This window comes from Paenibacillus puerhi (genome assembly GCF_009846885.1).
In the GTDB taxonomy this organism is placed as follows: Bacteria; Bacillota; Bacilli; order Paenibacillales; family NBRC-103111; genus Paenibacillus_G; species Paenibacillus_G puerhi.
Genome location: NZ_WUWM01000001.1, coordinates 327,895 through 354,355 on the forward strand (window position 1 = coordinate 327,895; position 26,461 = coordinate 354,355).

The following is a 26,461-nucleotide window of genomic DNA, read 5'->3' on the forward strand; positions in this document are numbered from 1 at the left end:
TGAAATTGTTCGGAAACACGGATTTTGAGCTTCAAAAAAAAAGGAGACAGACCGATATACATAAGATAGGACAATCGATGTTAAGACTATGGCACTATTCATTCTTTTACGAAATCCGAAAAATGGAAAAGGATTTTGACTGATAGTGTCGAAAGTGTACGTAAACTTTATGTGAAGAACGTGTAAAGAAGAGAAAATTCTAGGTCATATGCGTTCAATCTAACAAAATTAGGTGGTGCTTCCTGTGAAGAAGACATGGTCTTCACTGCTCGACAGCCTGCGACATGCCGGCAAAACCGTACAAACCAAACTCGCTTCCCGCAATTCCGGAGCCAGCTCGACAGGCACCGGCAAAATCTCCGGTGTATCTGAAGGGATCCGGTCCAATCCGCTAAAGTCAGTTGGCGTAAAGCTATTCGCGATCTTTTTCTTTTGTATCGTCTTCTTTGTGCTGGTCGTCGGCATGATTTCCTACACGAAGTCCAAGGATGTTATTCAGAATAAAGTAGCGGATGCGTCCGAACAGACCATTATCCAAGCAGGTGAAAAGCTGGACCTCATCTACTCTTCTTATGAAGATTTGTCGATGCAGATTATGTTGAATGAGGACCTTCGGAAGCTCGTAACGGACATTCGCGCCTCCGAGCGCAATAGTTATAATTATCTGGAGCTTAGCCGTCAGATCGGGGATAAGCTGAATGTGTATTCGTTCGCTAATAAGAACATCAAGGCTGTCCATTTATTGACCGAAACAGGCGATGGGATCAGTTCTTCCTCCGGCAACCTGGGTGCCACCAACCGGGGCGATAGAGATTGGTTCAAAAAGGTATTGGAAGCGGGCGGCCAGTCGGTATGGCTGGAGACATCCGCCAAAGGGTTCGTGGAGGAAAGCGCAGCTGCCGTGGGGACACAGACGTCCTTCGCCCTAGGGCGGGTTCTGAAAAGTGTAACGACGAGCCAGATTACCGGCATTCTCCTCGTCGAGATCAAGCTAGAGGTTATCGGCGACCAGGTTAAGCAAATCAATATGGGCGAAGGCGGGAGTACGGTGGTTGTTTCCCCAGGGGGCAACTACATCTACACGAGCGATAGAGAACAACTGGCCAAGCCCCATAATCTCGATATCGAAATGAATGCTTTCGACAGGGTGAGCGGTCAGCTGAAAACACGCGATAGCCAGAACCAGCTTGTTTATTACAAATCCAAGCTGAACAATTGGTTTCTGATCGGGTCCATGCCGGTGAATGAGCTGGTTAAAGACGCGAGAGTGATCTTTGATATTACGCTCGCTATGGCGTTCGGCGCGATGCTGATTGCCGTCGTAATTGGCTATATGCTGGCCCGAATGATTGGCAGCCCTCTTATTCAGCTGAGGAATCTGATGAAGGAAGGCGAGCAGGGGAATCTAAGCGTGCGTATGCAAGCGAAGGGACAAGACGAGATCGGTCAGCTCAGCGTCAGCTTCAACCAGATGATGGAGAAGATTACGCAGCTCGTGCAGCAAACGAATATCTCGGCGCAAGAAGTGTTAGGAACGGCCGGCGAGCTGTCCGAAGCCTCGAAGAAGACGGCGATGTCCGCGAAGGATATAGCGGTGGCGACCGAGGAGATCGCAAGCGGAGCCAGCAGTCTGGCCGTGGAGTCGGAGCGCGGCAATGAGCTGACGCACGCCATCGGCATGCAGATGAAAACCGTGGTCGAAGCCAACGTGATCATGGGGACGGCCGCCGGCGAGGTACAGTCGTCCAGTAAGCAGGGGATCGCGTACATGGACGAGCTGATCGGCAAGACCAATGAGACGGAATCGATGACGCGTTCGATGGTGGAGAAGGTCGATAATCTGAAGGAAAGCACGCGCTCGATCGTGAAAATACTCGATGTGCTGGGCAATATCTCCAAGCAGACGAACATTCTGTCGCTGAATGCGACCATCGAGGCGGCGCGGGCAGGAGCGGCAGGCAAGGGCTTCATGGTCGTCGCTGATGAAATCCGCAAGCTGGCCGACCAGTCGCGGCAATCGATCGCGATCGTCGGTCAGATTACGGAGAAAATCCAGAAGGAGATTGAGGAGACGGTCAACGTACTGTCGAAGGCTTATCCGATCTTCCAGGAGCAGATTTCCTCCGTCAAGGAGGCCGACGAGATCTTCAAGCAGGTCGATCAGCAGATGGGCGGCTTTATCGAGCGGCTGTCCGAAGTAACGGAATCGATCAGCCAGCTTGAAACCTCGCAGGTCGTCTTGAACGAATCGATGACGAACGTCAGCGCAGTGGCCGAGGAATCGTCGGCAACTTCGCAGGAGGTCGCATCGCTCAGCACGGAGCAATTGAACATTTCCAATGGGTTGGTCAACCTGTCCGATAAGCTTGAAGAGCTGTCCAAATCTCTGCAAGAATCGCTGTCGAAGTTCCGGGTGTAGAAGTTCGGTCTAAGTTTATCGGTTTTCAAGAAGCGCGTGCCTTTATACAAGGCTACGCGCTTTTTTGGGCTAGGCGGTCTATCCTAATCGGTGTTTGGAGCAAGCGGCTTAAGCCTATACTGGTTAGCAGCAGCCAGGAGATAGGAAGGGGCCGAGTAACACCTATGGAAAGGCCAAACGGGTTGAAGAAAAACCGGATATTTTTACTTCTGATTGTAATCATCGCTGTCCTGATCGTCTGGAATATTCGATTGTTCTGGATCCAAATCGCGGCTTCCGGACGCTGGACCTCCCGTCATGTCGACCTGGTGGAGAACTCGGTCGTGCAGAGGGAGCAAGGCATTGTGCTGGATAGCGGCAGGGGGGATTTCGTGGATAGGCAAGGTCGGTCGTTGACGGGGAAGTCTTTGCAGGTGCTGACGGTATTCCCTGTAAGAAGTGAGCCTGAGCGGAGCGCCGAAAGAGAAGGCGAGCTCGCCGAAGCTGCTCGTATTATGGAGACGTCGCTCTCGAAGCTTAAGGACTTCCAGCAGTCGGCGAACGCTCCGCGGATGTGGCCGGGGGCCGATGGCAAGCCTCTTGCCCTCTCCGACAAGCAGGTCTCGCTTCTCTCGGCGCTTGCGCTGGAGGATTTGTGCGTGACCGTGTACAGGCAGCGGTATGAGGCACGGCAGCCAGCCGCCCAACTGCTCGGGTACATCGGGCAAAACCCGGACCGGGTCGCCAAGCAGTTTACGGACCAATTTCAAAAAGGAGAGCTGCAGCTGACAAGCCGGATCGGCAATGCGGGTCTGGAGAAAACCTTTGAGCCTTGGCTCCGCGGCATCGGACCTACGACGGTCTCGCTGTTCACCGATGCCGGTAAGCGGCCGCTGCCCGGGCTGGATATTCGGACTGTTACGCCGGGCAATCCTTATTATCCGCTGAGCGTCGTTACCACCCTGGACCGAGAAGTGCAGGAGCGGATCGAAAGCAAGCTGGCGCAGTCCGCCATCCGGGAGGGAGCTGTCGTTGTGCTGGATCTGGAGACGGCTGATGTCGTCGCGATGGCGAGCAAGCCGGCCTTTCATCCCGATGATGTCGATCCGACTCAGACAAACTGGCATAATCTCGCCATCCAGGCTGAGCCGCCCGGCTCCATCTTCAAGACGGTGACCGCCATCGCAGCGTTAGAAGAAGGGGTAGCACAACCCGGAGAATCTTTTCACTGCGCCGGTGAGCTCGGGCAATTCGGGTTTCGCTGCTGGAAGCAGGGGGGACATGGTCATTTGACCTTCGAAGAAGGATACGCACAATCTTGCAATGTGGTATTCGCCAAGCTGGCTCAGAGATTAGGCGGAGAGAAGCTGGAGCAATATGCCGGGAGGCTGGGCGTTACCGGGACAGTCGGATGGTCGGGGGCAAGCTCTATATCGGATCATTTCCTGCAGTGGGACGGAGAGCAGCGTGGTCAAGCGTATGCGGCTTCCACAGACCGGTCCGATCCAGGGGCGCTTGTACAGACGTCGATCGGTCAACGGGATGTGCAGATGACCCCGCTTGCGGCAGCCAATCTGATCGTCACGCTCTTTCATGAAGGACAAGTGCAGGCTCCCCGCGTGGTACGGGAGGTTCGTTTCGGCAATGGAAGACTATATGAACGGTTTGCCCGTAAGGCGAGGGCGGAGGAGGACAGTCCGGTAACGGTTCATGCGAAGACGGCGGGTAAGCTGCTGGAGTGGATGAACGGGGTTGTCGTTCGAGGGACGGGACGTGCGCTGCAGTCGGCCCGATGGCCCGTGGCGGGGAAATCGGGTACGGCCCAGGTCGTTCTGGAGCAGGGCCGGGCCGGCGAGAATCATTGGTTTATCGGCTACGGGCCGACGGATAAGCCGAAGTATGCGGCCTCCGTCCTGGTCCGTCATGTGCCGGAAGGCGAACCGAATCTAGCGATCCCGCTCTTCCGCGAAGTGATGGATATATTGGCAGCCTACGAAGGCTAATGATAGCTGGAGGGCTGCAGCGTAGGCAGCATGAGCGTGAAGCAGGTGCCTTTGCCTCGTTCGCTCGTTACATCGATACGTCCGTGAATATTATGAATAGCCCGGTAGGTGACCATCATGCCAAGCCCGTTCCCTTTGCCGCGCGCCGAGTAATAGGGAGTACCAAGCCGTCCTACTTCATCCGGTGTCATCCCGATGCCCTGATCGATAATATCGATGCAAACGGTTGAGCATTGAACAGAGCCGATGATCCGCAGCGTTCCTCCTCCGGGCATCGATTCGATTCCATTCCTGCACAAGTGCACGATGCATTGGATAAATTTGTCCGGATTGGCGCTGATCATCAGCTTGTCCTGGAGGTCGGCTGCAATGTGGACCTGACGAAGGCTGGCGAACGTCGTCAGGGAATCCACCGCTCGAAGAACAAGCTGCTTCGCATCCAGCAGCTCGATCGCATCCAGCTGGGGCTTGGCGAAGGATAAATAATCGTTGATCATGGATTGGGCCTTCTCGATCTCATCCTGCACGAGCTGGGCATAGATCTGGCGCTTGGTGTCAGACAGATCCCCCCGCCGGATCATTTGTACAAATCCCCGGGCTACCGTCATCGGATGACGAAGCTCATGGGCCAACGAAGAGGCAAGCTCGCCCATCATGTGCAGCTTCTCCTGATGCTGAGGCCGCTTGCCGGAGTCTGTTTCATTTAGAAGCTTCTTGACGATGTATACGGCTAGAACGGCAGCCGCCGCATGAAAAAGGATATACATAGTAAACATGCCGGCCAGCTCGAGGCTCATGGGGGTCCCCTTCCAGCCCAGATAGACGATAGAACCGAGGGAAGCAAGGGCTGACAGGGTAAGCCCGGTTCCTGCTGCCGCAAGCGGTGCAAGCAAGCAGGCGTTCGTCATGAGCCTCCTGCGGCTTGGCAGCAGCCAGGCGGCTATAAGAAGTATCGAGATGGCCTGCATATAGAAACTGTCTTCGTTTCCCAGAAGAAAGCGATACAGCAGCATAAGGGCGCATACTGCTAGCCCCGGTAGGGGGCCGGCGTATAGGAAGCAAGCGGCGAAGGCGAGCGCGCTCAGGTCGAACGGCAATCCCTCCGTCAGCTGTACCGGATAGGTCATGCAGAATAAGGCCGATAGAGAGCTGAGGATAACCGCAGACCGCCAAGAGCTTTGTTTACCGAAGGGCTGGAAATGGTCCTGTCCGAAGAGCTGCGTCAGGAAGAACGGCATGGCTATAAACATCATATTCAGCAATAATCCTGTAATAACGCTCACAATTCATCACCTTTGCAGTCTGAATCAAATGGAGGTACGGGCTTTGGCCTTGATCGGCACGGTCCATTCCGCTCCCGGTATCCAGGAACGATCCGTAAACTCCCGGCCTTTCACGACGACCTGATGCGAATAGATTTGTACATACATGCCTTGGATGGCAGGGCCGCCATTCGCGCTTGCGCGAGTTTTACCGACGGAAGCATTGTTGAACCAGTGAAACGTGTTCTCCTGGTTATAATGGTTATCGCTGAGAAAATTTCGATGCGTATGCCCGGAGAACACAAAAGCATTGCGATAAGGCTTCAAAATCTCCCGGAACCGCTTGGCCCGAATCAACCGATGAGTCCCGCCGTCCGTTCCCGGAGCAGGCAGCGGCTGATGAATGAAAATAAAGGCGGGCCTGCCGTCCGCATGCTCCTTCATTTTCGTTTCGAACCAGGCGAGCTGCTCGTCGGAATACCAGGCGCCCTCTCCGACATCAGGCTTCTCCTGCACGTAGCATTCCTGCGAGAGCAGGATCAGGTGGACGTCCTGCAGCCATACGTCCGTGTAGGGCTTCTCCTTATAGCCGAAAAAGGTCATAAAGCGCTCGCGGCACATCGCATCCGTTTTTCCGTTGGGCACCGTATCGGTTGAGAAAGCGCCACGATCGGTCAGCCAGATGTCATAGTAATCGTGATTGCCCATATTGGCATAAATGGGAGGAAGCTTGTAGGAGTCCAATATTTTGCGGAGCTGCTTGTATTCGATATCTCGTCCAAAGTCGGTCACGTCGCCACCGAAGATGATCGTATCCACAGGCGATTCGAACTTGCTTACATCCTTCAAGGTTACGTGAAGCTTATCGCCGATTGTCGTGTCAGCGACTGAAATATGCAGATCGCTGAGGAGGAAGAAAGAAAGCAGGGGCTGATCGGAGACGGCAGGCTCTGCGGAAGCGGGGGCTTGCGGTCCTTCGGCTGGGGGATCGACAGAAGCGGCCTGCTCCGAGCCGAGGTAACGATCCGATAAAGCCGCTCCACCCGTCGCAAGGGCAATCATGGCAAGTAGCTGCTTGATAAAGATACGTCTTGTTATCATGTAGGAATTTCCCTCCGGGTAGCTTGGCAAATTAAGGGCCGTATTTTGCATTTAATCGAGATAGCCTCATTATAATGGAGGATGCGACAAAAAAAAATACATGAATCGACCACCGCCGGCTAATAGGTTGAAATAAAGAGTTTGCCGGGTAAGGTACTAGTAGAAGATAGTACTTCTTTTGCGAGAATCAACGACTATACTATAAGTATAAGGTCCTGCACGTTTTGGCGTAGCGGACCAGGACAGAGGTGATCAGGCATGAGCAGGAAATGGGTCGAACAGGAAGCGCCGGGCTGGGTGGAGAAAGGGATCGTCACCCGGGAGCAAGCGGATCGTATTGTCGGTCTTTATGCAGAAAATAGACGGGGTATCGGTATCCTTCCGCTGCTCGGCAGCATTCTGCTGGCTCTCGGTATATTGAGCTTCGTCGCTGCCAATTGGCAGGATATCCCCCAACTGGCCCGTCTGGGACTCATCGTCCTCGTCATGTGCGGCTTCTATGCGGGGGGCGAGGCATTTATTCGCCGTGGAGATTCCAGGATGGGGATTGCGCTAGTCAGCTTGGGGGTAGTCAGCTTCGGGGCGGGCATCGTGCTGATCGGACAGATGTTTCATTTGGTTGCCTACAACGCAGGCTCGTTTATCCTATGGGCAACGGCCGCCATGCTCGTCACTTATTTATATCGCAGCCGGTATTTATACTTAATTGCTTTGATTTTGTTTAATGTGGCTCAAATATACAGCGTTTCTTCGTTCGACAGCTTCAGTTATTCGGCCTTCGCCTTGATGGTGATCGGGCTTGGGTACTTCGGCTGGAGGAGCCGCAGCGCTCTGCTGATCTGGTGCTTCAGCTTGAGTGTAATCATTCACTCTCTCGTATGGATCATGAGCGAGGAGCTGCCGTTTATGTGGGTCTTTATCCCTGCGATGGTCCTTTATGTGGTGGGAGATTGGCTGAAGGACCGCCGAGGCGGCTTCGCGATGCAGGCCGCTCCGCTCGCCCTGGCTTATGTATTCGGGGTGTTCATGGTGCTTGTCAGCGGGGAGTGGACCAATCTGGATGCCGATGTGCGACCGCAGGCACTGGCTTATCTGGGCGCGCTTGGTCTGTTGTTTATAGTCTCGATGTCGGGCAAATATGTCCGCGGGACGCTTGCAAGCGGATTTGAATGGGTGCTCCTCTTGCCTTTCGTATATATGTCTGCCGGATATCCGGTGCTTTACCTGCTGGCGCTGTTTATGTTCTCGCTTTATGTGCTATGGAGAGGCTATGCGGAAGGCTGGCGGTTCAAGATCAACTTCGGAACGCTATTGTTTATATGCAGCACCTTAGTCGCCTATATCAAGTTGACTTGGGACTTTATGGATAAATCATTGTTCTTTATACTAGGCGGAGTATTGTTAATCGGGCTAAGCTGGTTCCTGAACCGGAGAAATAAGCGGGTATTGAAGTCTGTAGAGGAGGCGAATCGCCATGAATAAAGGGAATACGGCTGCAGCCGGTCCTCTCTGGCTGTCGAATCGTCGGGGGAAACTGGCAGCGGCGCTCGTGCTGCTCCAGGTGCTGGTGCTTATCGGCGTTGCTCTCTCCTATTATGCCATTAGCTGGTACGGACAGGATGTCAGGGTCAAGACCGTGCCGGTAGATCCGCGGGATCTCCTGTATGGTGATTACGTGAACTTGAGCTACGAAATCAGCGAAATTTCTCCAGCTTTGTGGAAGGGCTCTGCTGAAGGAGTGAAGCGAGGGCAAGTCGTGTACGTGGTCGTGAGAACAACGCCGGACGGGACTTCCATTCCGGTGGGGGCCTATGACCGCAAGCCTGATCTGATGTCCGGCGAAACGATGATGAAAGGCCGCGCTTCGTATCAATGGGAGCCGCTGGACTGGAGGCTTCGCGTCAATTACGGCATCGAGAAATATTATGTCCCCGAGAATACGGGCAAGGAGCTGGAGGAGAAAGCATCCGATCTGATCGTTCATCTGAAGGTGTCCTCGTGGGGACAAGCAAAAATCGAGGGACTGGAGGAAAGGTAGGTTCCTCCGCTTAGAAGGAGTTGCTGCGGCAGCTCCATTTCGATAAGATAACGGTATTCAGCAACGCGCCCCGTTCCTCGAAAGCCGAGCGGCGTCTGACGGGCCGCAGCTCCTTGGCAAATGCAAGCAGGGAGAGGAACGGAGCGGAGTGCCCGCAGCGCGTGAGAGGGGAACTTACAACATGCAGGAGAAGAAAGCTTCGCCCTCAGGGGAAGGACTTCAAAATTTGCTTATGCTGGACCGAAGCGGGGATTTCAGCGAGCCCGATATTTTATATCCGTTTGCTCTGGAGGAGCTGTTATGCCGGTATGTCGGCGAGGGAGGTCCTCCGTTGATCCATATGTGGAGACATCCGCGGGCCTTCGTAATGGGATTGAGGGACAGCAGGCTGTCCTCTGCGGCTGAGGCAAGCCGGAGTTTGGAGCAGGCAGGATACAGCGTAGCGGTCCGGAATTCCGGCGGTGCGGCGGTGCCGCTGGATCTCGGCGTAGTCAATGTCTCCCTGATCGGGCGCAAGCCGGCCGGCAGAATTGACTTTCATGACGACTTTGAGCGGATGTACGAGCTGATCGCGCTGGCTCTGCAGGAGGCTGGCGGCGCTGTAGCCAAGGGAGAAATCGAAGGGGCTTACTGCCCCGGCGACTTCGATCTGAGCATAGGGGGCCGGAAGTTCTGCGGGATTGCCCAGCGTCGTCAGCAGCATGCCTACGTGGTACAGGCATTCGTAGTCGTGGAGGGCTCTGGAGCGGAGAAGGCTGCCTTGGCGCGGTCTTTCTATGAGCTTGCTGCGGCGGGAAGCGCAGATGCCGTCTATCCGCAGGTCCGCGAGGAAAGCATGGCGAGCTTGACGGAGCTGCTGGGTACGGGGTTTGCCCGCTCTGTGCAGCCGGATGGCCCGGAGAGCCTGGCGGCAGGGAATGCGGATCCCGCCGGCCCCCCGGACGAAGGGCGGTCGACGGGCGGCCTTCGTCCGGGAGACACGGCCGCTAGCGGGCCAACCCCGGCCCAGACGTTCATCGATGCGGTCAAACGCGTAGTCCGAGACCGCCAGACACCGGACGGGCTGACGGACGCTTCCGCCAAGCTGTGGCTGCCCGATCCGGCTGAGGTGCGGGCGATGGCCCAGAGGATGCGGGAGCGCTACGGTTTATAACAAAAACCGCTTTAGCATGGACGGCAGCTCTTTTTGCCAGAAGCCCCAGACATGTTTACCTGGCTTTTCTTCATAGACGACCGGACAGCTCCTCTCCAAGAGGAGCTGTTTGCTTATCCGGTTGGCCTCCAGGAAGTCGAAGCGGCCTCTACCGGTATCGACGTCTTTTTCCTCCAAGCCGATCACCATCGATAAGCTCAGCCACGACAAGTCCGATTCCAGGCGAATCCGCTCCTGAGTCGAGAGCAAAAAAGCCCCCGATAAGGATATAACCCGGGTAAATAGGCTAGGATAATCTAAGGCAAGATGCAGGGATACCGTTCCGCCCAGCGAGTCTCCCGCCAAAATTCGTTCGTTCGGATCGGTCCGAACGGGGTAATGATGTTCAACGAATGGCAGCAGCTCTTCTGCAAAAAAACGGCAGTAAGAGGTAAACCGGTCGCCATCCGGTGAGTACTCGCTGGTACGGATGCTTTTATCCACATCAACGCCGACGATAATCGCCGGCTCCGCCTGATCATCATAGATCAGCCGATTCATGGTCGTCGCGATGCGCCCAAAATTAAAAAAATCTTCACCGTCCTGACAGTAGATGACAGGATAGGACAAAAGCTCGTTATAACCGGGCGGCAAGTAAATCCTAAGCGGTCTCTTCTCACCAAGAAAGGTTGAGGGGACAAGCTCCTTGACAATCGTTCTTTTGTAATAAATATCCTGGTCCATAAAGGGATACCTCCGGTTGTATTATAATAGTTTTGTAAATTTTCTAAAACTGTAATACCCTTTTTGTGAAACTGTTATAGTCGGTTCGCGCAAGAAAGAACGTATTTATCTAGATAGTTCTTGTGTTATTTATAAAAACAGGTTTATAATACTACTATAACAGAAAGTGTGTTTTTGTTCATTGCATCATCACCGTATCGTTTGCATCACTAATACCCAACTAACCGTAAGAGGTGACTTTTGAGATGAGTAAGCCGCATATTGTTGGCGTAGAAGAAGTAAAGCCGCTCAGCGTTCTTTCGACAGACGGCCAGATCGTCAACCCGGAGGAAATGCCGAATTTAACCGATGAGCAATTGCGCGAGCTGATGCGCCGCATGGTGTTCACCCGCACCTGGGATCAACGTGCCGTTAACCTGACCCGTCAAGGACGTCTTGGCTTCTATGCGCCGGTCTCCGGACAGGAAGCGACCATGATCGGAAGCGAGTTCGCTTTGAATAAAGATGACTTTATTTGCCCGGGCTACCGCGACATGCCGCAAATCGTATGGCACGGCCTGCCTATGTACCAGGCGTTCCTGTATTCCCGCGGCCATCAGCATGGCGGACAGATTCCTGACGATGTGCATGTGCTTATGCCGCAAATTATTATCGGCGCTCAATATTTGCATGCGATGGGCGTGGCTATGGCGTTCAAGAAGCGCGGCGAGAAGCGCGTAGCGATCACCTACACCGGAGACGGCGGTTCCTCCGAGGGCGACTTCTACGAAGCGCTGAACTTTGCGGGCGCGTTCAAGCTTGGATCTATTTTCGTCGTGCAGAACAACGGTTATGCAATTACGACGCCATTCGAGAAACAGACAGCGGCTTTATCTGTCGCACATAAGGCGGTATCCGCCGGTATCGTGGGCGTCCAGGTCGACGGTATGGACGTCCTGGCGGTCGTCAAGGCGGTACAGGATGCAGCCGAGCGCGGACGCAACGGCGAGGGAGCTACCCTGATCGAAGCGATCACGTATCGCTACCTGCCGCACTCCATGTCCGGTGATGATCCTTCCAAGTACCGGACGAAGGAAGAAACGGCTGAATGGGAGCTGAAGGATCCGCTGAACCGTTTCCGCACTTACCTGGTGGGCAAAGGCCTCTGGACCGAGGAAGAAGAGGCGGCTGTTGTCGAGGAAGCGAAGAACACGGTAGCCGAGCAGATCAAGAAGGCGGAAACGACGGAAAAAATGACAGTGCCGGGTCTGATCGACAGCATGTTCGAATCGACGCCTCAGCATCTGGAAGAGCAAAAAGCGGATTACTTAGCGTAAGCGTAAAGGAGAGGAACATTCAGCCATGGCTCAAATGACAATGATTCAAGCGATAAAAGACGCGATGCGCGTCGAGCTGCAGCGCGACCCGAACGTCGTCATTTTCGGGGAAGACGTCGGTAAGGTAGGCGGCGTATTCCGGGCAACGGAAGGCCTGCAAGCCGAATTTGGTGAAGAGCGCGTATTCGATACGCCGCTGGCCGAGTCGGCTATCGGCGGTATGGCGGTAGGTATGGCCACTCAGGGCTTCCGTCCGATTATGGAAATTCAATTTATCGGCTTTATCTTCGAAGCATTCGATCAGATCGCAGTTCAAGCGGCGCGTCTTCGCTACCGTTCCGGAGGCCGCTATCAGGCTCCTATTACGATCCGTACGCCTTTCGGCGGCGGCGTTAAGGCTGCCGAGCTGCACACCGACTCGCTCGAAGGCTTGATGGTGCAAACGCCCGGTATCAAGGTTGTCGTTCCTTCCAATCCGTATGACGCCAAAGGTCTGTTGATCTCGGCCATTCGCGATAACGATCCGGTATTTTTCATGGAGCATCTGAACTTGTACCGTTCGTTCCGTGCCGAAGTGCCTGAAGGCGAGTACACAGTGCCGATCGGCAAAGCGAACGTGGTTCGCGAAGGCTCCGACGCGACGATCATCACCTATGGTGCGATGGTTCACACCTCGCTCAAGGCTGCGGAAGAGATCGAGAAGACGCGCGGCGCTAAAGTCGAGGTCATCGATCTTCGTACTTTGATCCCGCTCGATATCGATACCATCGTCGAGTCGATCAAGAAAACGAACCGCGCGATCGTCGTTCAGGAAGCGCAAAAAACGTCAGGCATCGCAGCGGAAGTTATTGCACAAATTAACGAGAAGGCGATCCTTCACCTGGAAGCGCCTGTGCTTCGCGTAGCACCTCCGGACACGGTATATCCTTTTGCCCAGGTCGAGGACCAGTGGCTTCCGAATCCGGCGAGAATCGTAGCCGGCTTGAATAAAGTGCTTGATTTTTAATTTGACGAAGCGACAAGGATGGTGAATGTTCGATGGCAAACTTTGAATATCGGTTTCCGGAGCTAGGCGAAGGCATCCACGAGGGCGAAATCGTCAAGTGGCACGTCAAGCCTGGCGATACGGTGAATGATGAAACAATCCTGATGGACGTACAGAACGATAAATCAACCGTAGAGGTTCCTTCCCCGGTAGAAGGGAAAATTGTGGAGCTGAAGGTTGCCGAGGGTACCGTATGTACGATCGGCGATATCATCGCCGTCATCGAGGTGACAGGCGAGGTGCCTCAGCAAGCGGGCGGACATGGAGATGCTCCTGCAGCGAGCCCGTCCGAAGCGGCGACGCCTGCGGCAGGCGCCGCAGAGAATGACGCGGCCAAGGGCGGCGCAGAAGTTCCCACTGGCGGCGTAGAGCCGGTCGGCAGCGCGGTTGCTGCGAACGTAGCGGCTTCGAAGCTGGACACTCCGCTTGCCGGCGGTTCCGCTCCTTCCTCATCGGCAGGAAGCGTGCTCGCCACGCCTAGCGTGCGCAAGCTGGCACGCGATAAGGGCATTAACATTGCCCAAGTTACGGCTACCGGTAAAAATGGCCGTATTACTAAAGAAGACGTACTCGGCTTCGCAGCAGGCGGCGGCACAGCGGCCGCACCGGCAGCCGCTAGCGCAGCTCCGGCCGCGGAAGCAGCCAAGTCGTCTGCGCCGGCCGCAGCTTCGGCAGCGGGCGCCGTAAGCGGCGACCGTGAAGAAGAGCGCGTGCCGCTGAAGGGTATCCGCAAGGCGATCGCGAACGCTATGGTCAAGAGCGCCTACACGGCACCTCACGTCACTCTGATGGATGAGGTCGACGTGACGCGTCTGGTCGCGCTTCGCGAGAAAGCCAAGCCAGTCGCTGAGAAGAAGGGCGTCAAGCTGACTTACCTGCCTTTCATCGTGAAGGCGTTGGTGGCTGCAGCTCGTCAATTCCCGGCTATGAATGCGATGATCGACGAAGAGAAGCAGGAAATTGTATATAAGAAGTACTACCATATCGGGATTGCCACCGATACGGATAACGGTCTGATCGTACCGGTCATCCAGGACGCAGACCGAAAAAATATTTGGACGATTGCTTCGGCGATCAAAGACCTGGCTACGCGCGGACGCGACGGCAAGCTTGGTCCGGCCGAGCTGAGAGGCTCCACGCTGACGATCACGAATATCGGTTCCGCCGGCGGGATGTTCTTCACTCCGATCATCAACTTCCCGGAAGTCGCTATCCTGGGCACGGGCCGTATTTCGGAAAAAGCAGTCGTTAAAAACGGAGAGATCGTGATTGCTCCGGTTATGGCTCTGTCACTCAGCTTCGACCACCGTATTATCGACGGCGCTACCGCTCAACAGTTTATGAACTACATTAAACAACTGCTCTCCGATCCAGAGCTGCTTGTTATGGAGGTGTAATCCGCTATGGTAGTAGGTGACGCATCTGTAGAAATTGACGTATTGGTCATTGGCGCAGGTCCCGGCGGTTACGTAGCGGCTATCCGCGCTGCGCAATTGGGCAAGAGCGTGCTGGTCGTAGATAAGGATGAAGTAGGCGGCGTATGCTTGAACCGCGGCTGCATTCCTTCCAAAGCGCTGATCTCTGCGGCCCATCATTATGAAGTGGCCACCCAGTCGGAATCGATCGGTATAACGGCCGAAAATGTGAAGCTCGACTTCTCCAAGGTGCAAGCCTGGAAAGACAGCATCATCAAGAAGCAAACCGGCGGCGTTCAAATGCTGCTGAAGGGAAACAAAGTTCAGTATTTCAACGGCGAGGCGCTGTTTATTAACGAGCATGAAGCGCGCGTCTTCAACGATAACGAAACGGCACGCTATAAATTCAATCATTGCATCATCGCGACGGGCTCCCGTCCGATCGAGCTAAAGGCCTTCCCATTCGGCGGACGTATTCTGTCCTCGACAGAGGCGCTGACCCTGCAGGAAGTGCCTAAGAGCCTGGTCGTCATCGGCGGCGGCTATATCGGTATCGAGCTGGGACAAACCTATGCCAGACTGGGTTCTAAGGTTACGGTCCTCGAGGGCTCCGACTTCATCCTGCCGGGCTTCGAGAAGGAATTGACCAAGCTGGCGGAGCGCAACCTGAAGAAAAAGGGCGTCGAGATCATTACGGAAGCTTTGGCGCAGTCTTGCGAGAAAACGGCCGACAATGTGACGGTTACGTACACGGTGAAAGGCGAAGAGAAGCAAGTAACGGCTGACTATGTGCTCGTTACGGTCGGACGCCGTCCGAACACCGACGGTGAGCTCTCGCTGGAGCTGGCAGGAGTCGAAGTCGGCGAACGCGGCTTGATCAAGGTCAACGAGCAATGCCAGACGAATGTGCCGCACATCTATGCGATCGGCGATATCGTACCGGGTCTTGCCTTGGCGCACAAGGCTACCTACGAAGCGAAGGTCGCGGCAGAATCCATCGCAGGACTGCCTAGCGTTATCGACTACAAGGTGATTCCGGCCGTTGTGTTCTCCGATCCGGAAATCGCAGGCGTAGGCTTGAGCGAAGCGGATGCGAAGGCTCAGGGCATCAATGTGGTAGTCGGCAAGTTCCCTTTTGCCGCCAACGGCCGTGCCCAATCCATGAACGCAACCGACGGCTTCGTCAAGCTTGTCGGCGACAAGGATACCGGTCTGCTGATCGGGGGCTTCGTGGCTGGCTATGAAGCATCCAACCTGATCTCCGAGCTGACGCTGGCCATTGAGATGGGCGCTACGCTTGAAGATATCGCTTTGACCATTCATGCTCACCCTACTTTGGGCGAAATTACGATGGACGCCGCAGAAGGCGCGCTGGGCCATCCGATTCACCAATTGGGCAAATAAGCATAGGGCTTAGGAAAACCCGCCGATAGGCGGGTTTTTTGCCGTCGGCGCCCTTTCCGTCGATAGACCTGTATTTGGTTCTTAGGTCCGTATTCATACCGAGACACTTGAATATAAAGACCCACGTAATTGCTCCCGCTTATCCTCTATAATGGAACTATAGAGCGACAAAATGTAACAATGTTGATGGGGGTGGGCTGGGCATGCGGTCTCCTTTTGCAATATGGAAGGATGCAAAGGATAGAGAAGCGAAGCAAGAACCAGAGGTAAAGGAAGATTATCGGGAACAAACGGATGAGGCATCGACCTATGACACGGATCATCAGCCTGTGATTATGACGGCAAGCAAAGCTAATTTGGACAAAAAGTCTCTGGATTTGCTGTTTGCCGTGGATCAAATGATCCAAGCTAAGGCGCATGCGGAGATGAGCATTTATGAGTATCAGGACCGCTTGACGCATGCGAGCGGCAATGTAGACAGGTTGACCCGGGACCTAAAGAATATGGGCCGCGTAGTCGAAGAACGGGAAAAGAGCATCCTCGAGCTGGAGCAAAAGCTGATTGAGAAGAATCTGAAGCTTGATCAAATGATGGATGACTGCCGCGATATTCAAAACGGGCTGAGCGAGGAGATCGAGGAACTGAAAAATGTGATCGATCTGGAGCAGCAGAAATACAGCAGCTTGCTGCAGAAGCATAATGAAGCTCAGCTTGAGAAGAGCAGGAAGATTAATGAGCTGGAAGAAAAGATCGGCAAGCTTGCCGTCGAGCATGCTCATCTGACACAGAAGTTCGAGGAGCAGCGCGAGGAGAAGGCTTACCTGCTTAGCATGATTCAAGATTTTACGACTCGGATGTCTTCCCCGCTGGAAGCGATAAGAGCCAAGCATGAAGACGGGAACGGGAGCGGCTAAGCTCCATGTTATCCGATACATATGAGGTCTGTATTATTGAACTGCTGTCGCTCAAGCAAGATTCGACCTGCTGCAAGTTGGAATTGGCTTTAAACCGGGAAGAAGGAACGGTCCGGTGCGAGATTGAGATCGACGAATATACATATGATCAGCTTGTTTCTTTGGAATTAAATGATTCGGCAAGGGTGAGGCTATCTCCTTATTCCAAGTGGGATCCCTTCAAAAAAACGCATTTCAGTTCTCTGGTTGCTACAAAAGGCTCTACCGGCAAGACTTTTTATTTTGCCTGTTCCGTTCTTTATCAAGAACAACTGCAGCGAATTAAGGGGCGCAGCTATACACCGAAAGCCCCGAGAGCTGTGGATCAGGAGAAGGAGCTCATAGGCCAAACTCTTGTTGGCGGGAAGAGCCCCCTAGGATGGCTGACCACCCGGAAAAGGCATGGACTGGGCGTTCTTGGCTTGATCCTGGCCTTGATGTTTGTGACGGTACTGGCCACAGGGAAGGATGAACCGGCACTGACCGCAGTACCCGATAACCGACTTGAACAATGGGGTCTTGGACATGTCCCGCCGATGGAAGCGGAGCTTGCATCCATGGAGGCGGGGATGAAGCCGTTCACGGCGGAGACAGGTTCTAGGGAAGTCGTGGAGCTGAAGCCTCCGCCGCCGGAACGGATGCCGTCCGAACAAACCGCGGGAGTAAGCGAATGGTATGAGATTGGCGAAGCCGACGCTTTGTCAAGCTTGCCGGAAGGTTACGTGGCTTTGACCTTTGATGATGGACCGTCCGTCTATACACGGAAGATTGTCGATATTTTAGTCGAGCATAAGGTGGCCGCGACCTTTTTCTTCATAGGAGAAAACGCCCGTAAGCGTCCGGAGATGGTGACCTATGCCAGCGAGCGCGAGATGGCGGTAGGGAGTCATTCCTGGAATCACAGGGATTTATCTCAAGCTTCCTCCGCCGAGCAAAAGGCAGATTTGACCCAAACGAACGAAGTGCTGGAGCCGCTCGTGCAGTCGCCGATCACGCTGTTTCGACCGCCTTACGGCTCGTTAAACAATGCTCTGATGGAGAATATGAAAGCCAATCGGATGAAGATGGTGCTGTGGAACCGGGATCCGACGGATTGGACCGAGGGGAAGAAGGCGGAGGACCTCGTGCGGTATATGCAAGAGCATACTCCCTCCAAAGGGATCTATGTCTTTCATGAAAAAGCGGCGACCGTCGAAGCGCTGCCGGAAATGATCGAGTATTTGAAGCAGCAGCAGCTCAAATTTGTTCTGTTCAAATAGAAAAGCCGGTACGTTTGAGCTGCTCCCACATAGGGAAGTCTCGCACGTACCGGTTTTTTTCTTGATCGATTAGTAAGGGGGCGGGGCGTGCTTACCTACTTGGCTGCGGATGCCCGCTCCTTTCCTTTATCGGACTCACCGGCGTTTTGATTGGCAGCCGCCCGGTTTTTCTGCATCTCCTCGACGGACTTCACCGGCAGGCGGGCCGCTCCCTCGTAGCCTTCGCGGGTCTTCAGCCGGGGCTCAGTCGCGAGCCGGTGCTTGGCTTGCGCGATAGCCTCCTTATACTGAGGCAGCCAGGGCTCTCCCGCGACCAGCATTTCGTCGACGAGCTGCCAGATTTCCTTCGGATTGCAGACGGCGCCGACCAGCGGGTCCATCATGAAAGCCTGACGCAGCAAGGCGTCGTCGCCGTGGACGGCTGCTTCGACCGAGAGACGCTGCACGGAGATGCTTACATTGCACACCGCTGCAGGTCCAATCGGCAGATCGCCGACCAGCGGCATGGAGATGCCGTTGCGGTCTACGTAGCCGGGAGCTTCGATGATGGCATCGGCCGGCAGATTGGAGATGACGCCCTTGTTCACCACATTGAAGTGGCCCCGATACACGCGGCCCGTCTCCAGCGCTTCGATGATATACGAGCCATGCTCATGACTGCGCTTCTCCGCCGTGTAGACAAACGCAGGTTCTTTCATCCAGTTCGGGAAATCCGTCTCGAACCAGCTTCGCCCTTCCGTACACACCCGCAAGTAGCCTCCGGTCTCCCCGTTGATCCAGCTGCCCAGATCGATCCAGTCCTGGATCTCGTCCGGCCGCTTGCGGTACCATGGCACGTACTCGCTCAGATGGCCGTTGGATTCCGTGCTGTAGTAGCCGAAGCGGCGCAGCATGTCGATGCGGACCTTCTCCGTACGGGCGAAGTCGGGATGCCGCTCGAATGCCTCCAGCAGACCGCCGGTCAAGTCCTTGCCCTGATGGCGGGCCTGAATGTACCAGGTCTGATGGTTGATGCCCGCGCAGATGATATCGACTTCTTCTTGCTTCAAGCCGTAAACCTCGGCAATTTGCCGGTGGCCGTGCTGAACGCCGTGACATAGACCAATGGTGCGTACGCCGCCGTATTTGTTGCAGGCCCAGGTCAGCATCGCCATCGGGTTGGCATAGTTGAGCAGCAGCGCATCCGGAGAGGCAACCTCGCGGATGTCCCGGCAGATGTCGAGCATGGCGGCGATGCCGCGCTGACCGTACATGATGCCCCCGGCGCTAAGCGTATCGCCTACGCACTGATCGACTCCGTATTTCAATGGAATGTCCACGTCGCCCGCGAACGCCTCTAGCCCGCCTACCCGTATCGTACACAGGATATATTTGGCTCCTGCCAAAGCTTCGCGCCGATCGGTCGTAGCATGGATGGGGACGTTTAACCCGTTCTCGGCAATATCCCTCCGGCATAGCTGGGTGACCATGTCCAGATTATGCTCATTGATGTCCGTAAATGAAACCTCGATATCCCGAAACTCCGGTACGGACAGCATGTCCCGCAGGATGCCGCGAGTAAATCCGATGCTGCCCGCCCCGATAAAAGCGATCTTGAACGACATAAGAAAGTCCTCCATTCTGAACAATAGGTGGTGGTAACGTTCTAGCCCGATTGTATCAGGGATGGAAGGGTCGAGGTTACTAAGATCGTGACTAGACGAAGGCTTAACTGTCAGAAATCATCACTTTGTTCCCCGCGAAGCGCTTGAGCGAGGATCGATTTGCGAAAGGCCGTCGGGGTCAGGCCCGTCTGCTTCTTGAACAGCGAATGAAAATATTGCCTGCTCCCCACGCCGACATAATCAGCCACGTCCAGAATCGGAATATCGGTGTGGAGCAGCATTTTGGCCTTCTCGATCCGCAGAGCAGTTAAGTATTCGGTCAGCGTGCTGCCCGTGTGCGCTCTGAAGATCCGATGCAGGTAACCGGGGTGAAGGCTGACGGCAGCCGCGATATCCTTGACTTTGATGTCGCAGTCGTAATGGTGATGCATGTATTCGATGCATTGTCTCACGTAGTGGTCGGCGTGCGGCTGACGGCTCTCCTCCGCGCTGCGCTGCAGCCGGGCGATACGGATCAGCAGCTGCATCATCTGCAAACGAATGAGGAGCAGGCTGCGCTGTTCTTTCCCATCCAGCTCCAGCACCAAACTTTTCAAAATCTGATACACTTCATCGGGATCGCGCAGGATCAAATGGGTACGCGCTAAGCCGAGCAGCCGGCGGAGCATCGCATCTTCGTCCGCTAGCGTCCGGACCGAGGGGAAGCGCTCGTCTCGACCGCATCGCCCGAAGCGGAACTCGACATTGAGCATGCGGCAGGGAGTGCCTTCCTCGACGATCAGCCTGTGGGGGATATCGGCGTTCAGCATAATGAACTCCCCTTTTTTGAGAAGAACGCTCTCAATCCGACCTCTGGCCTGCAGATCGACCCGGCAATGCCCCGAGATGATGTACATGATTTCGGTATCGGAATGTCGATGAAAAGCCATCTCGAACGATTCCCATTGCTTGAAATAGTAAGCCGTTACGCGAGGATGGTAATCGCCCTCAAGCAGTCCGGCTTGAAACAAGGCGTATGCCGTCATGATCCGTCACCCCGAATCGTTGTGTTCGTGTTCTCTCTATCATGCCGAATATCGGGAGGAAGTACAAGAGCTCTTCCGTGTCGAGCTACCCAAAGATAACGGACAATGTTATAATAAGTCTTCAGGCTAGAGGGCTAGATCATGCGTTGCACATGTAGGGATGTCAAACTAAATATGACCATGGGAGTCCGGGGGGAACCGGGCTGAGAGTACGGCTTAACCGTCGTTAACCATTTGAACCTGTTGGGTCATGCCAGCGTAGGGAGAGGTGCATTCAAACACACTTTGCTTAGGGCGGGGTGTGTTTTTTTGCAGGTTGGGACAAGGAGAGAAGCAAGGTGTCCTATTTGGGCTTTGAGAGGATCACACATCGGTATATTCAAGACGGACAGCCCGTGCTGCAGGATCTGAGCCTGCAGGTGGCGGAAGGCGAATTCGTGTCCTTGCTCGGACGGAGCGGCTGCGGCAAAACGACGTTATTGAAAATGGCCGCGGGACTGATAACCCCCACCGAAGGGCGGGTAAGTATCGCGGGCCAGCCGGTGACGAAGCCGCACGAGCAGATCGGCATGGTCTTTCAATCCCCGACCCTGCTGGAGTGGCTGACGGTGCGGGATAATGTGCTGCTGCCCGTCGCGCTGCAACGCAAGCCGACGGGGGCCGACCGCGAAGCGGCGGATGCGCGGCTTGCGCGCATGGGCCTGGCCGGCCACGAGGACAAATTCCCCGGCCAGCTGTCTGGCGGCCAGCAGAGCCGCGTTGCGCTAGCCCGCGCGCTGATGCGCGAGCCATCGCTTCTGCTGCTGGACGAGCCGTTCGCCGCGCTCGATGCGCTGACGCGGGAGGAGCTGCAGGAGGATCTGCTGCGGCTGTGCGCGGCCCAGACGATGACGGTGCTGTTCATTACGCATGATATTGCCGAGGCAGTCTATGTGTCGGATCGTGTCGTAATGCTGCAGGATGGCCGGATCGCGGCGGATACGGCGGTTCCTCTGCCGGAACAGCGCGAGTACAAGCTCCGCTATGAGGAGCCTTTTAATAAGCTATGTCTGTCGCTGCGGCAAACGATGGAAGGCGGTGGGCGCGTATGAGGCGCGGCAAAGCGAACGGAGGCCAGCCGCAAAGAGTAGTACGACAAAGCCGGAGCGGTTGGCTGAACGCCGGACTGCTCGCGGCGCTGCTGCTGCTCTGGGAGCTGGGCGTGCAGTCCAGCGGGGTGTCCGCCCTTGTGCTGCCGGCGCCGACGGTAGTCGCCGCCGCGCTGTGGAAGGGATTGTCCAGCGGCTACTTTATTCCGCATATTGGGCAGACGCTGCTGGAGATTATACTCGGGCTGCTGCTGGGAGGAGCGCTCGGACTGCTGATCGGGATCGGCATGGGGGAATGGCGCTGGCTGAGAAGGCTGCTCTCCCCGTATGTGATCGCCAGCCAGGCGGTGCCCAAGCTGGCCCTGGCGCCGCTGTTCATGATCTGGTTCGGCTTCGGTACGACGCCCAAGGTCGTCATCACGGCGCTGATCGCTTTCTTTCCGCTGCTTGAAAGCACGGTAACGGCTATCCAGTATGTCGATCCGCTTAAGCAAGAGCTGTTCCGCGTGTTGGGGGCTTCCCGCTGGCAGACGCTGCTTCGCCTGAAGCTGCCCGCCGGATTGCCGGGGATGCTTGCCGGCGTTCGGGTGGCGGTCGTGCTGGCAGTCGTAGGAGCGGTTGTGGGGGAATTTATCGGAGGAAGCAAGGGACTGGGCGCCCTGCTGATCGCTTCGCAGGGCATGATGGATACTCCGCTGATGTTCGCGGTGGTGCTGCTGCTGACCGTGCTCGGCATGGCGCTGTATCAAGTGGTGTTAGTGATCGAGAGGATCAAGCTTAGACCCTATAAAAAGGAGAGCGACCAATGAAGAAGACAACATGGACGATGCCTGTCATTTTGCTGCTGGCCGGGGGACTGCTGCTATCGGCCTGCGGATCCGGCCCGGCTGTATCCGATCCGGTGAAGAGCGGGACGGGAGGCGCCGCCGCGCCGGCTGCGCAGGCTCAGAAGCTGGTCATGGCTAGCTGGAGCAAACCGATTGCCGAGCAGACGAATCTGTTCCAGGCCCAGTCGCAGGGCTGGTTCAAGGAGAAAGGCATCGACTTTGCCTTTGTGCCGGGAGCCGGGGGTGGGGATGCGATCAAGAATATTTTGACCAAGCAGGCGGATATCGCCTTTACAGACCCGGGGTCCTTGTATTTCGCGCTGGAGAGGGGCGAGAAGCTGCGCGTCATCTACAACATCTATCCGCAGAATGTGTTCAACGTCGTGTCGCTGAAGGAGAAGGGCATTCGCGAGGCCAAGGATTTGAAAGGGAAGAAGATCGGCGTCTACAGCCTGGCCAGCGGAACGCGGCATAACCTGCTCGTGCTGCTGCATCAAGCGGGACTGACGGAGAAGGACGTAACGATCATCGAGACCGGCGTCTCGAACTTCGCTCCGTTAATTCAGGGACAGGTCGATGCCACGGCCGCCACGGACACCGGATTGGCCGATGCGACGCTGAAGGGGCTTGGCGAGGTGAACGAGCTGCGCGTGGCGGATGCGCTGAATGTGCCTAGTGACCTGTTCGTCGTTACGGAAGAGACGCTGGCCCAGAAGAAGGAGCTGTTGAAAAGCTTCCTGGAGGTATACAAGCGCAGCGCCGAATGGATGATCGAAAACCCGGAGGCGGCAGCGGAGGTAGCTGTGGCCGAGGCAATCGACGGGCAGGATAAGAGCCGCAATAAGCGGATTATCGGGCTGCGGAATGCATCGGCGCTGACGCAGGACGGGCAGCCGCTCGGCACGTTGGATGAAGCGGTGCTTCAGCAGGGGGCCGACTTGTACAAGAAGCTTGGGCTGATTCAGAAGGAGCTGAGCCTGAAGGACATGGTTACGAATGAGCTGCTTCCAGCCGAGCCTGCGAAGAAGTAACGTTGAAAACACGGTATAGCTGCTGAGAGGAAAGGAAGTGAAGGCAAGCGATGAGACCGGAGTCGAGAGAAATCGTAGATCGGATACTTGTATATATAGGACAGCAAGCGGCCGAAGGCTCGCCGGACTGGTCGGCGGAAGGCAGTGCCGAAACGGAGGCCGAATTCAATAGATTGGCGCTGGAGGTGTTCGCCTACCAGGTGAAGCATATTCCCGCTTATCGCAAATATTGCCAGGCGAGGCGCAAATCGCCACTGACCGTACGCAGCTGGCAGGAGATTCCTCCGCTGCCGATTCAGGCCTTCAAGGAGCTGACTTTGTCCTGCGAGCCGGCGGAAGAGGCACAGGCCGTCTTCATGACGAGCGGCACGACCCGGGCGGACAGCCGCGGCAAGCATTACCACCCGACTCTGGAGGTATGGGACGCTTCGATGGCCCCGCCGTTCAAGCGGTATGTGCTGCCCGATCGGGAACGGATGACCATCTTCGTGCTGTCCCCGGCGGAGGATGTGAACCGCAACAGCTCTTTGTCCCGGTATTTGTCCCGAGCAGTCGAGCTGTTCGGTGAACCGGACAGCCGTCTGTTTTACTCGCCGGAGCACGGTATCGACCTGTCTGAGGTTTGGACTGCGCTGCAGGAGCGAGAGGCGTCAGGCGGCCCCGTGCTGCTGATGGGAGCGACGTTCGCCTACGTGCATCTGCTCGATGCTTGTGCAGAGCGGGGGATCGACATCCGGCTGCCGGAAGGAAGCCGGCTTTTCGATACCGGAGGGCTGAAGGGACAAGCGAGGGAAATATCTCAAGAAGAGCTGTACAGTCAGATTAAGCGGATTCTTGGCCTAGAGCGGGATGACTGCGTGAACATGTACGGGATGACGGAGCTGAGCTCCCAGCTCTACGACCGTCATATCCGCAGCCGCTTTCTTACGGGGGAGACAATATACGAGAAGACAAGCGGCCCTTGGATTCGCACGCTCGTGCTTGATCCGGACACGCTGGAGCCCGTCGCTGACGGGAAAAGGGGCGTGCTTGCCCATTACGATCTGGCCAGCTGGAACTCGGCGTTCGCTACGCTTACGGAGGATCTCGGCTACCGGACGGAGCATGGGCTTGTGCTGCTTGGCCGGGTCCAGGGCTCGGAGGCAAGAGGCAGCTCGATCGCCGTAGACCAATTGATGAACGCCAGTCGAAAGTAGGTGACCCTCATAGCTGCATATCAGGACGATCATCTTCCGCTTCGTGAAGAGAAGCCGCCGCTGCGGACGGGCAGCGACACGGAAAACGGAGTCGAAGCGCCGGTTCTTACGCTCGCCGCCTGCCGCTTGCCGCGAGGCATAGAGCCTGAGCGGTGGACCGAACGGAGATTCGAGGGACCGGCAGGGACGCTGGCGCTGAAGCTGCCCGTCCTCGACCCGGAGCTGCTGGAGAGGATCGCGCGGGAGGTAACCGCCTGCCGGGCGGCCTATCTGGAGACTCTGCGCACGGAGCGTATTGTCGAGCTCCTTGACCGCGCCGTCGCCCGCTGGCTGGACCCGGACTATGAGCTTAGGAAGCTCGCAGAGACGTGGCTGCCGGTCATTACCGGCTATGACGCCGGGATGATCCGGCTGGAGCTGAAGCGGCTCTTCCGCACGTTCCGCAAGAAGGAGCTGCTGCGCTTTCTGGATGAAGAATTTGACGCGGCTGCCGTACTGGACGAGTTTCGTCCCCGCAAGCATGGCGGCATGAGCCGCGCCTACGGACCCGAGCTTATCTTCCACGTGTTTTCCGGCAACGTGCCGGGGCTTCCGGTTTGGAGTCTGATCATGGGTCTGCTGGTCAAGGCTGCGGGGATTGGCAAGACCTCCTCCTCCGAGCCGTTGATGGCGGTGTTGTTCGCCAGAACGCTGGCCGAGATCGATGAGGAGCTTGCCGATTGCCTGGCTATCCTGCCATGGAAGGGCGGCAGCGAGGAGCTGGAGCGCCCGCTGCTGGAGGCTGCGGACGCGGTGATCGTATACGGCTCGCAGCAGACCGTAGAGCATCTTCGCAGTCGTACGCCCGCGACCCGCAGGTTTCTCAGCTACGGGCATAAGATCAGCCTCGCCATGATCGGGCGCGAGGCGCTGACCGCGGACCGGTACAGGGAGACGGCGAGAAGGCTGGCGGAGGACGCATCGGTGTACGATCAGCAGGGGTGTCTGGCTCCACATGCCGCCTTCGTGGAGGAAGGCGGCGCGGTATCCGCGCGGCAGTTCGCGCAGCTGGTCGCTTCCGAGATGGAGCGCTATCAGGAGAAGAAGCCGCGCGCCGAGCTCTCGGACGAAGAGGCGATGGCCATCCGTGCGGTCCGCCAGCGGATGGAGCTGCGCGGGCTGCAGGGCGAGCCGGTCCAGGTGTACGCGAGCGCTCAGGGAACGGCGTGGACGGTGATCTATCACGACGTGACAGGCTTTGAAGCATCGCCGCTGAACCGCACGCTGCATGTCTATGCCTGCAGCGGCTTGGAGCAGGCGGCAGCGCAGCTTCGGCCTTTCCGCGATTATGTGCAGACGGCTGGACTTGCAGTCGGACCGGACCGTCTGGAGCGGGTGGCGGCGCGTCTGGGGAGCTGCGGAGTGACGCGGATATGCGCCGTCGGCCAGATGGCGAGAACGCCGGCGGGCTGGCATCATGACGGGCGGCTGAATCTCCTCGATCTGGTGCGCTGGGTGGATCTCGAGCGGAGCGCGGAGCTGGAAGCCGATCGTTATGATCCGGATGCGGAGTAATCTGCCACGCGGGGGTCATAGATCGGCAAGGGCAAGCCCGATGGCGTCCCCTTAAGCAAAGGACTG

At 56.2% G+C, this 26,461-nt stretch carries 21 protein-coding genes and 1 riboswitch; of the genes, 16 read left to right on the plus strand and 5 right to left on the minus strand.

The genetic code is table 11. From position 1 onward, the window contains the following. Positions 1-244 precede the first annotated feature (244 nt). Entirely contained in the window at positions 245-2,419 is a 2,175-nt protein-coding gene (locus GSF01_RS01430) for a methyl-accepting chemotaxis protein (RefSeq protein ID WP_235941206.1), read from the plus strand. Positions 2,420-2,583: 164 nt separating this feature from the next. Further along, complete coding sequence (locus GSF01_RS01435; protein ID WP_159881225.1) at positions 2,584-4,401, plus strand: peptidoglycan D,D-transpeptidase FtsI family protein; 1,818 nt, start codon at positions 2,584-2,586, stop codon at positions 4,399-4,401. On the opposite strand, the gene GSF01_RS01440 is transcribed toward GSF01_RS01435, so the two are convergent. Both GSF01_RS01440 and GSF01_RS01445 read right to left on the minus strand, forming a co-directional pair. Next, positions 4,398-5,684 (minus strand): ATP-binding protein, encoded by a 1,287-nt coding sequence (locus GSF01_RS01440; RefSeq protein ID WP_159881226.1) that lies wholly within the window; start codon positions 5,682-5,684, stop codon positions 4,398-4,400. The genes GSF01_RS01435 and GSF01_RS01440 overlap by 4 nt on opposite strands. 24 nt (positions 5,685-5,708) lie before the next feature. Then, a complete protein-coding gene (locus GSF01_RS01445; protein WP_159881227.1) occupies positions 5,709-6,764 on the minus strand; it encodes a metallophosphoesterase family protein in 1,056 nt (351 codons plus the stop codon). 258 nt (positions 6,765-7,022) lie between these two features. On the opposite strand from GSF01_RS01445, the gene GSF01_RS01450 reads away from it, so the two are divergent. The 3 genes from GSF01_RS01450 (at position 7,023) to GSF01_RS01460 (ending at position 9,955) form a co-directional block, all read left to right on the plus strand. Then, positions 7,023-8,246, plus strand: a complete 1,224-nt coding sequence (locus tag GSF01_RS01450) for a DUF2157 domain-containing protein (RefSeq protein WP_159881228.1) — start codon at positions 7,023-7,025, stop codon at positions 8,244-8,246. After that, complete coding sequence (locus GSF01_RS01455) at positions 8,239-8,802, plus strand: GDYXXLXY domain-containing protein (RefSeq protein ID WP_159881229.1); 564 nt, start codon at positions 8,239-8,241, stop codon at positions 8,800-8,802. Before GSF01_RS01450 ends, GSF01_RS01455 begins: the two co-directional genes overlap by 8 nt. A 181-nt stretch (positions 8,803-8,983) precedes the next feature. After that, entirely contained in the window at positions 8,984-9,955 is a 972-nt protein-coding gene (locus GSF01_RS01460; protein ID WP_235941207.1) for a lipoate--protein ligase family protein, read from the plus strand. Here the strand turns inward: GSF01_RS01460 and GSF01_RS01465 are convergent. Further along, positions 9,950-10,678 (minus strand): alpha/beta hydrolase, encoded by a 729-nt coding sequence (locus GSF01_RS01465; protein ID WP_159881230.1) that lies wholly within the window; start codon positions 10,676-10,678, stop codon positions 9,950-9,952. The genes GSF01_RS01460 and GSF01_RS01465 overlap by 6 nt on opposite strands. A gap of 245 nt (positions 10,679-10,923) precedes the next feature. Between GSF01_RS01465 and pdhA the strand changes: the two genes are divergently transcribed. From pdhA to GSF01_RS01495, 6 genes are all read left to right on the plus strand, one after another. Then, positions 10,924-11,994, plus strand: a complete 1,071-nt coding sequence (gene pdhA / locus GSF01_RS01470; protein WP_159881231.1) for a pyruvate dehydrogenase (acetyl-transferring) E1 component subunit alpha — start codon at positions 10,924-10,926, stop codon at positions 11,992-11,994. A 25-nt stretch (positions 11,995-12,019) separates the two neighbouring features. After that, positions 12,020-13,000 carry an alpha-ketoacid dehydrogenase subunit beta gene (locus tag GSF01_RS01475; protein ID WP_159881232.1) on the plus strand — a complete coding sequence of 327 codons (981 nt, stop codon included), beginning with the start codon at positions 12,020-12,022 and terminating at the stop codon, positions 12,998-13,000. Positions 13,001-13,032: 32 nt separating this feature from the next. Beyond that, on the plus strand, positions 13,033-14,436 hold the full coding sequence (locus tag GSF01_RS01480) for a dihydrolipoamide acetyltransferase family protein (RefSeq protein WP_159881233.1): 1,404 nt from the start codon (positions 13,033-13,035) through the stop codon (positions 14,434-14,436). Between the two features lie 6 nt (positions 14,437-14,442). Further along, the gene (gene lpdA / locus GSF01_RS01485; RefSeq protein ID WP_159881234.1) at positions 14,443-15,858 is read left to right on the plus strand and encodes a dihydrolipoyl dehydrogenase; all 1,416 of its coding nucleotides are present in this window, start codon (positions 14,443-14,445) and stop codon (positions 15,856-15,858) included. A 203-nt stretch (positions 15,859-16,061) separates the two neighbouring features. Next, positions 16,062-16,772, plus strand: a complete 711-nt coding sequence (locus tag GSF01_RS01490) for a hypothetical protein (protein ID WP_159881235.1) — start codon at positions 16,062-16,064, stop codon at positions 16,770-16,772. A 5-nt stretch (positions 16,773-16,777) separates the two neighbouring features. Further along, a complete protein-coding gene (locus tag GSF01_RS01495; protein ID WP_159881236.1) occupies positions 16,778-18,070 on the plus strand; it encodes a polysaccharide deacetylase family protein in 1,293 nt (430 codons plus the stop codon). A gap of 95 nt (positions 18,071-18,165) precedes the next feature. Here GSF01_RS01495 and melA read toward each other — a convergent pair whose 3' ends face one another. Both melA and GSF01_RS01505 read right to left on the minus strand, forming a co-directional pair. After that, positions 18,166-19,674 carry an alpha-glucosidase/alpha-galactosidase gene (gene melA / locus GSF01_RS01500; RefSeq protein ID WP_159881237.1) on the minus strand — a complete coding sequence of 503 codons (1,509 nt, stop codon included), beginning with the start codon at positions 19,672-19,674 and terminating at the stop codon, positions 18,166-18,168. 110 nt (positions 19,675-19,784) lie between these two features. Continuing rightward, positions 19,785-20,699 carry an AraC family transcriptional regulator gene (locus GSF01_RS01505; RefSeq protein WP_159881238.1) on the minus strand — a complete coding sequence of 305 codons (915 nt, stop codon included), beginning with the start codon at positions 20,697-20,699 and terminating at the stop codon, positions 19,785-19,787. 170 nt (positions 20,700-20,869) lie between these two features. Beyond that, positions 20,870-20,983: riboswitch (TPP riboswitch) on the plus strand. A 54-nt stretch (positions 20,984-21,037) separates the two neighbouring features. Here GSF01_RS01505 and GSF01_RS01510 point away from each other — a divergent pair. Genes GSF01_RS01510 through GSF01_RS01530 form a run of 5 tightly spaced genes read left to right on the plus strand, consistent with a single transcriptional unit; the run spans position 21,038 to position 26,395 of the window. Continuing rightward, the gene (locus tag GSF01_RS01510) at positions 21,038-21,790 is read left to right on the plus strand and encodes an ABC transporter ATP-binding protein (protein ID WP_159881239.1); all 753 of its coding nucleotides are present in this window, start codon (positions 21,038-21,040) and stop codon (positions 21,788-21,790) included. Further along, positions 21,787-22,596: an ABC transporter permease gene (locus GSF01_RS01515; protein ID WP_159881240.1), complete on the plus strand. Its 810-nt coding sequence runs from the start codon at positions 21,787-21,789 to the stop codon at positions 22,594-22,596. The genes GSF01_RS01510 and GSF01_RS01515 overlap by 4 nt, the downstream gene beginning before the upstream one ends. Next, positions 22,593-23,645, plus strand: coding sequence for an ABC transporter substrate-binding protein (locus tag GSF01_RS01520; RefSeq protein WP_159881241.1), 1,053 nt, complete (start codon positions 22,593-22,595; stop codon positions 23,643-23,645). Before GSF01_RS01515 ends, GSF01_RS01520 begins: the two co-directional genes overlap by 4 nt. Before the next feature lie 50 nt (positions 23,646-23,695). After that, positions 23,696-24,841: a LuxE/PaaK family acyltransferase gene (locus tag GSF01_RS01525; RefSeq protein ID WP_159881242.1), complete on the plus strand. Its 1,146-nt coding sequence runs from the start codon at positions 23,696-23,698 to the stop codon at positions 24,839-24,841. Continuing rightward, positions 24,842-26,395, plus strand: a complete 1,554-nt coding sequence (locus tag GSF01_RS01530; protein ID WP_201305293.1) for an acyl-CoA reductase — start codon at positions 24,842-24,844, stop codon at positions 26,393-26,395. Positions 26,396-26,461 lie beyond the last annotated feature (66 nt).

What these genes read in the sequence shown, in the direction of transcription:
- GSF01_RS01435 (WP_159881225.1), top strand. Translation starts at nt 2,584, where the DNA reads ATGGAAAGGCCAAACGGGTTGAAGAAAAACCGGATATTTTTACTTCTG.
- GSF01_RS01445 (WP_159881227.1), bottom strand. Translation starts at nt 6,764, where the DNA reads ATGATAACAAGACGTATCTTTATCAAGCAGCTACTTGCCATGATTGCC.
- GSF01_RS01450 (WP_159881228.1), top strand. Translation starts at nt 7,023, where the DNA reads ATGAGCAGGAAATGGGTCGAACAGGAAGCGCCGGGCTGGGTGGAGAAA.
- GSF01_RS01455 (WP_159881229.1), top strand. Translation starts at nt 8,239, where the DNA reads ATGAATAAAGGGAATACGGCTGCAGCCGGTCCTCTCTGGCTGTCGAAT.
- GSF01_RS01460 (WP_235941207.1), top strand. Translation starts at nt 8,984, where the DNA reads ATGCAGGAGAAGAAAGCTTCGCCCTCAGGGGAAGGACTTCAAAATTTG.
- GSF01_RS01465 (WP_159881230.1), bottom strand. Translation starts at nt 10,678, where the DNA reads ATGGACCAGGATATTTATTACAAAAGAACGATTGTCAAGGAGCTTGTC.
- pdhA (WP_159881231.1), top strand. Translation starts at nt 10,924, where the DNA reads ATGAGTAAGCCGCATATTGTTGGCGTAGAAGAAGTAAAGCCGCTCAGC.
- GSF01_RS01475 (WP_159881232.1), top strand. Translation starts at nt 12,020, where the DNA reads ATGGCTCAAATGACAATGATTCAAGCGATAAAAGACGCGATGCGCGTC.
- GSF01_RS01480 (WP_159881233.1), top strand. Translation starts at nt 13,033, where the DNA reads ATGGCAAACTTTGAATATCGGTTTCCGGAGCTAGGCGAAGGCATCCAC.
- lpdA (WP_159881234.1), top strand. Translation starts at nt 14,443, where the DNA reads ATGGTAGTAGGTGACGCATCTGTAGAAATTGACGTATTGGTCATTGGC.
- GSF01_RS01490 (WP_159881235.1), top strand. Translation starts at nt 16,062, where the DNA reads ATGCGGTCTCCTTTTGCAATATGGAAGGATGCAAAGGATAGAGAAGCG.
- GSF01_RS01495 (WP_159881236.1), top strand. Translation starts at nt 16,778, where the DNA reads ATGTTATCCGATACATATGAGGTCTGTATTATTGAACTGCTGTCGCTC.
- melA (WP_159881237.1), bottom strand. Translation starts at nt 19,674, where the DNA reads ATGTCGTTCAAGATCGCTTTTATCGGGGCGGGCAGCATCGGATTTACT.
- GSF01_RS01505 (WP_159881238.1), bottom strand. Translation starts at nt 20,699, where the DNA reads ATGACGGCATACGCCTTGTTTCAAGCCGGACTGCTTGAGGGCGATTAC.
- GSF01_RS01515 (WP_159881240.1), top strand. Translation starts at nt 21,787, where the DNA reads ATGAGGCGCGGCAAAGCGAACGGAGGCCAGCCGCAAAGAGTAGTACGA.
- GSF01_RS01520 (WP_159881241.1), top strand. Translation starts at nt 22,593, where the DNA reads ATGAAGAAGACAACATGGACGATGCCTGTCATTTTGCTGCTGGCCGGG.
- GSF01_RS01525 (WP_159881242.1), top strand. Translation starts at nt 23,696, where the DNA reads ATGAGACCGGAGTCGAGAGAAATCGTAGATCGGATACTTGTATATATA.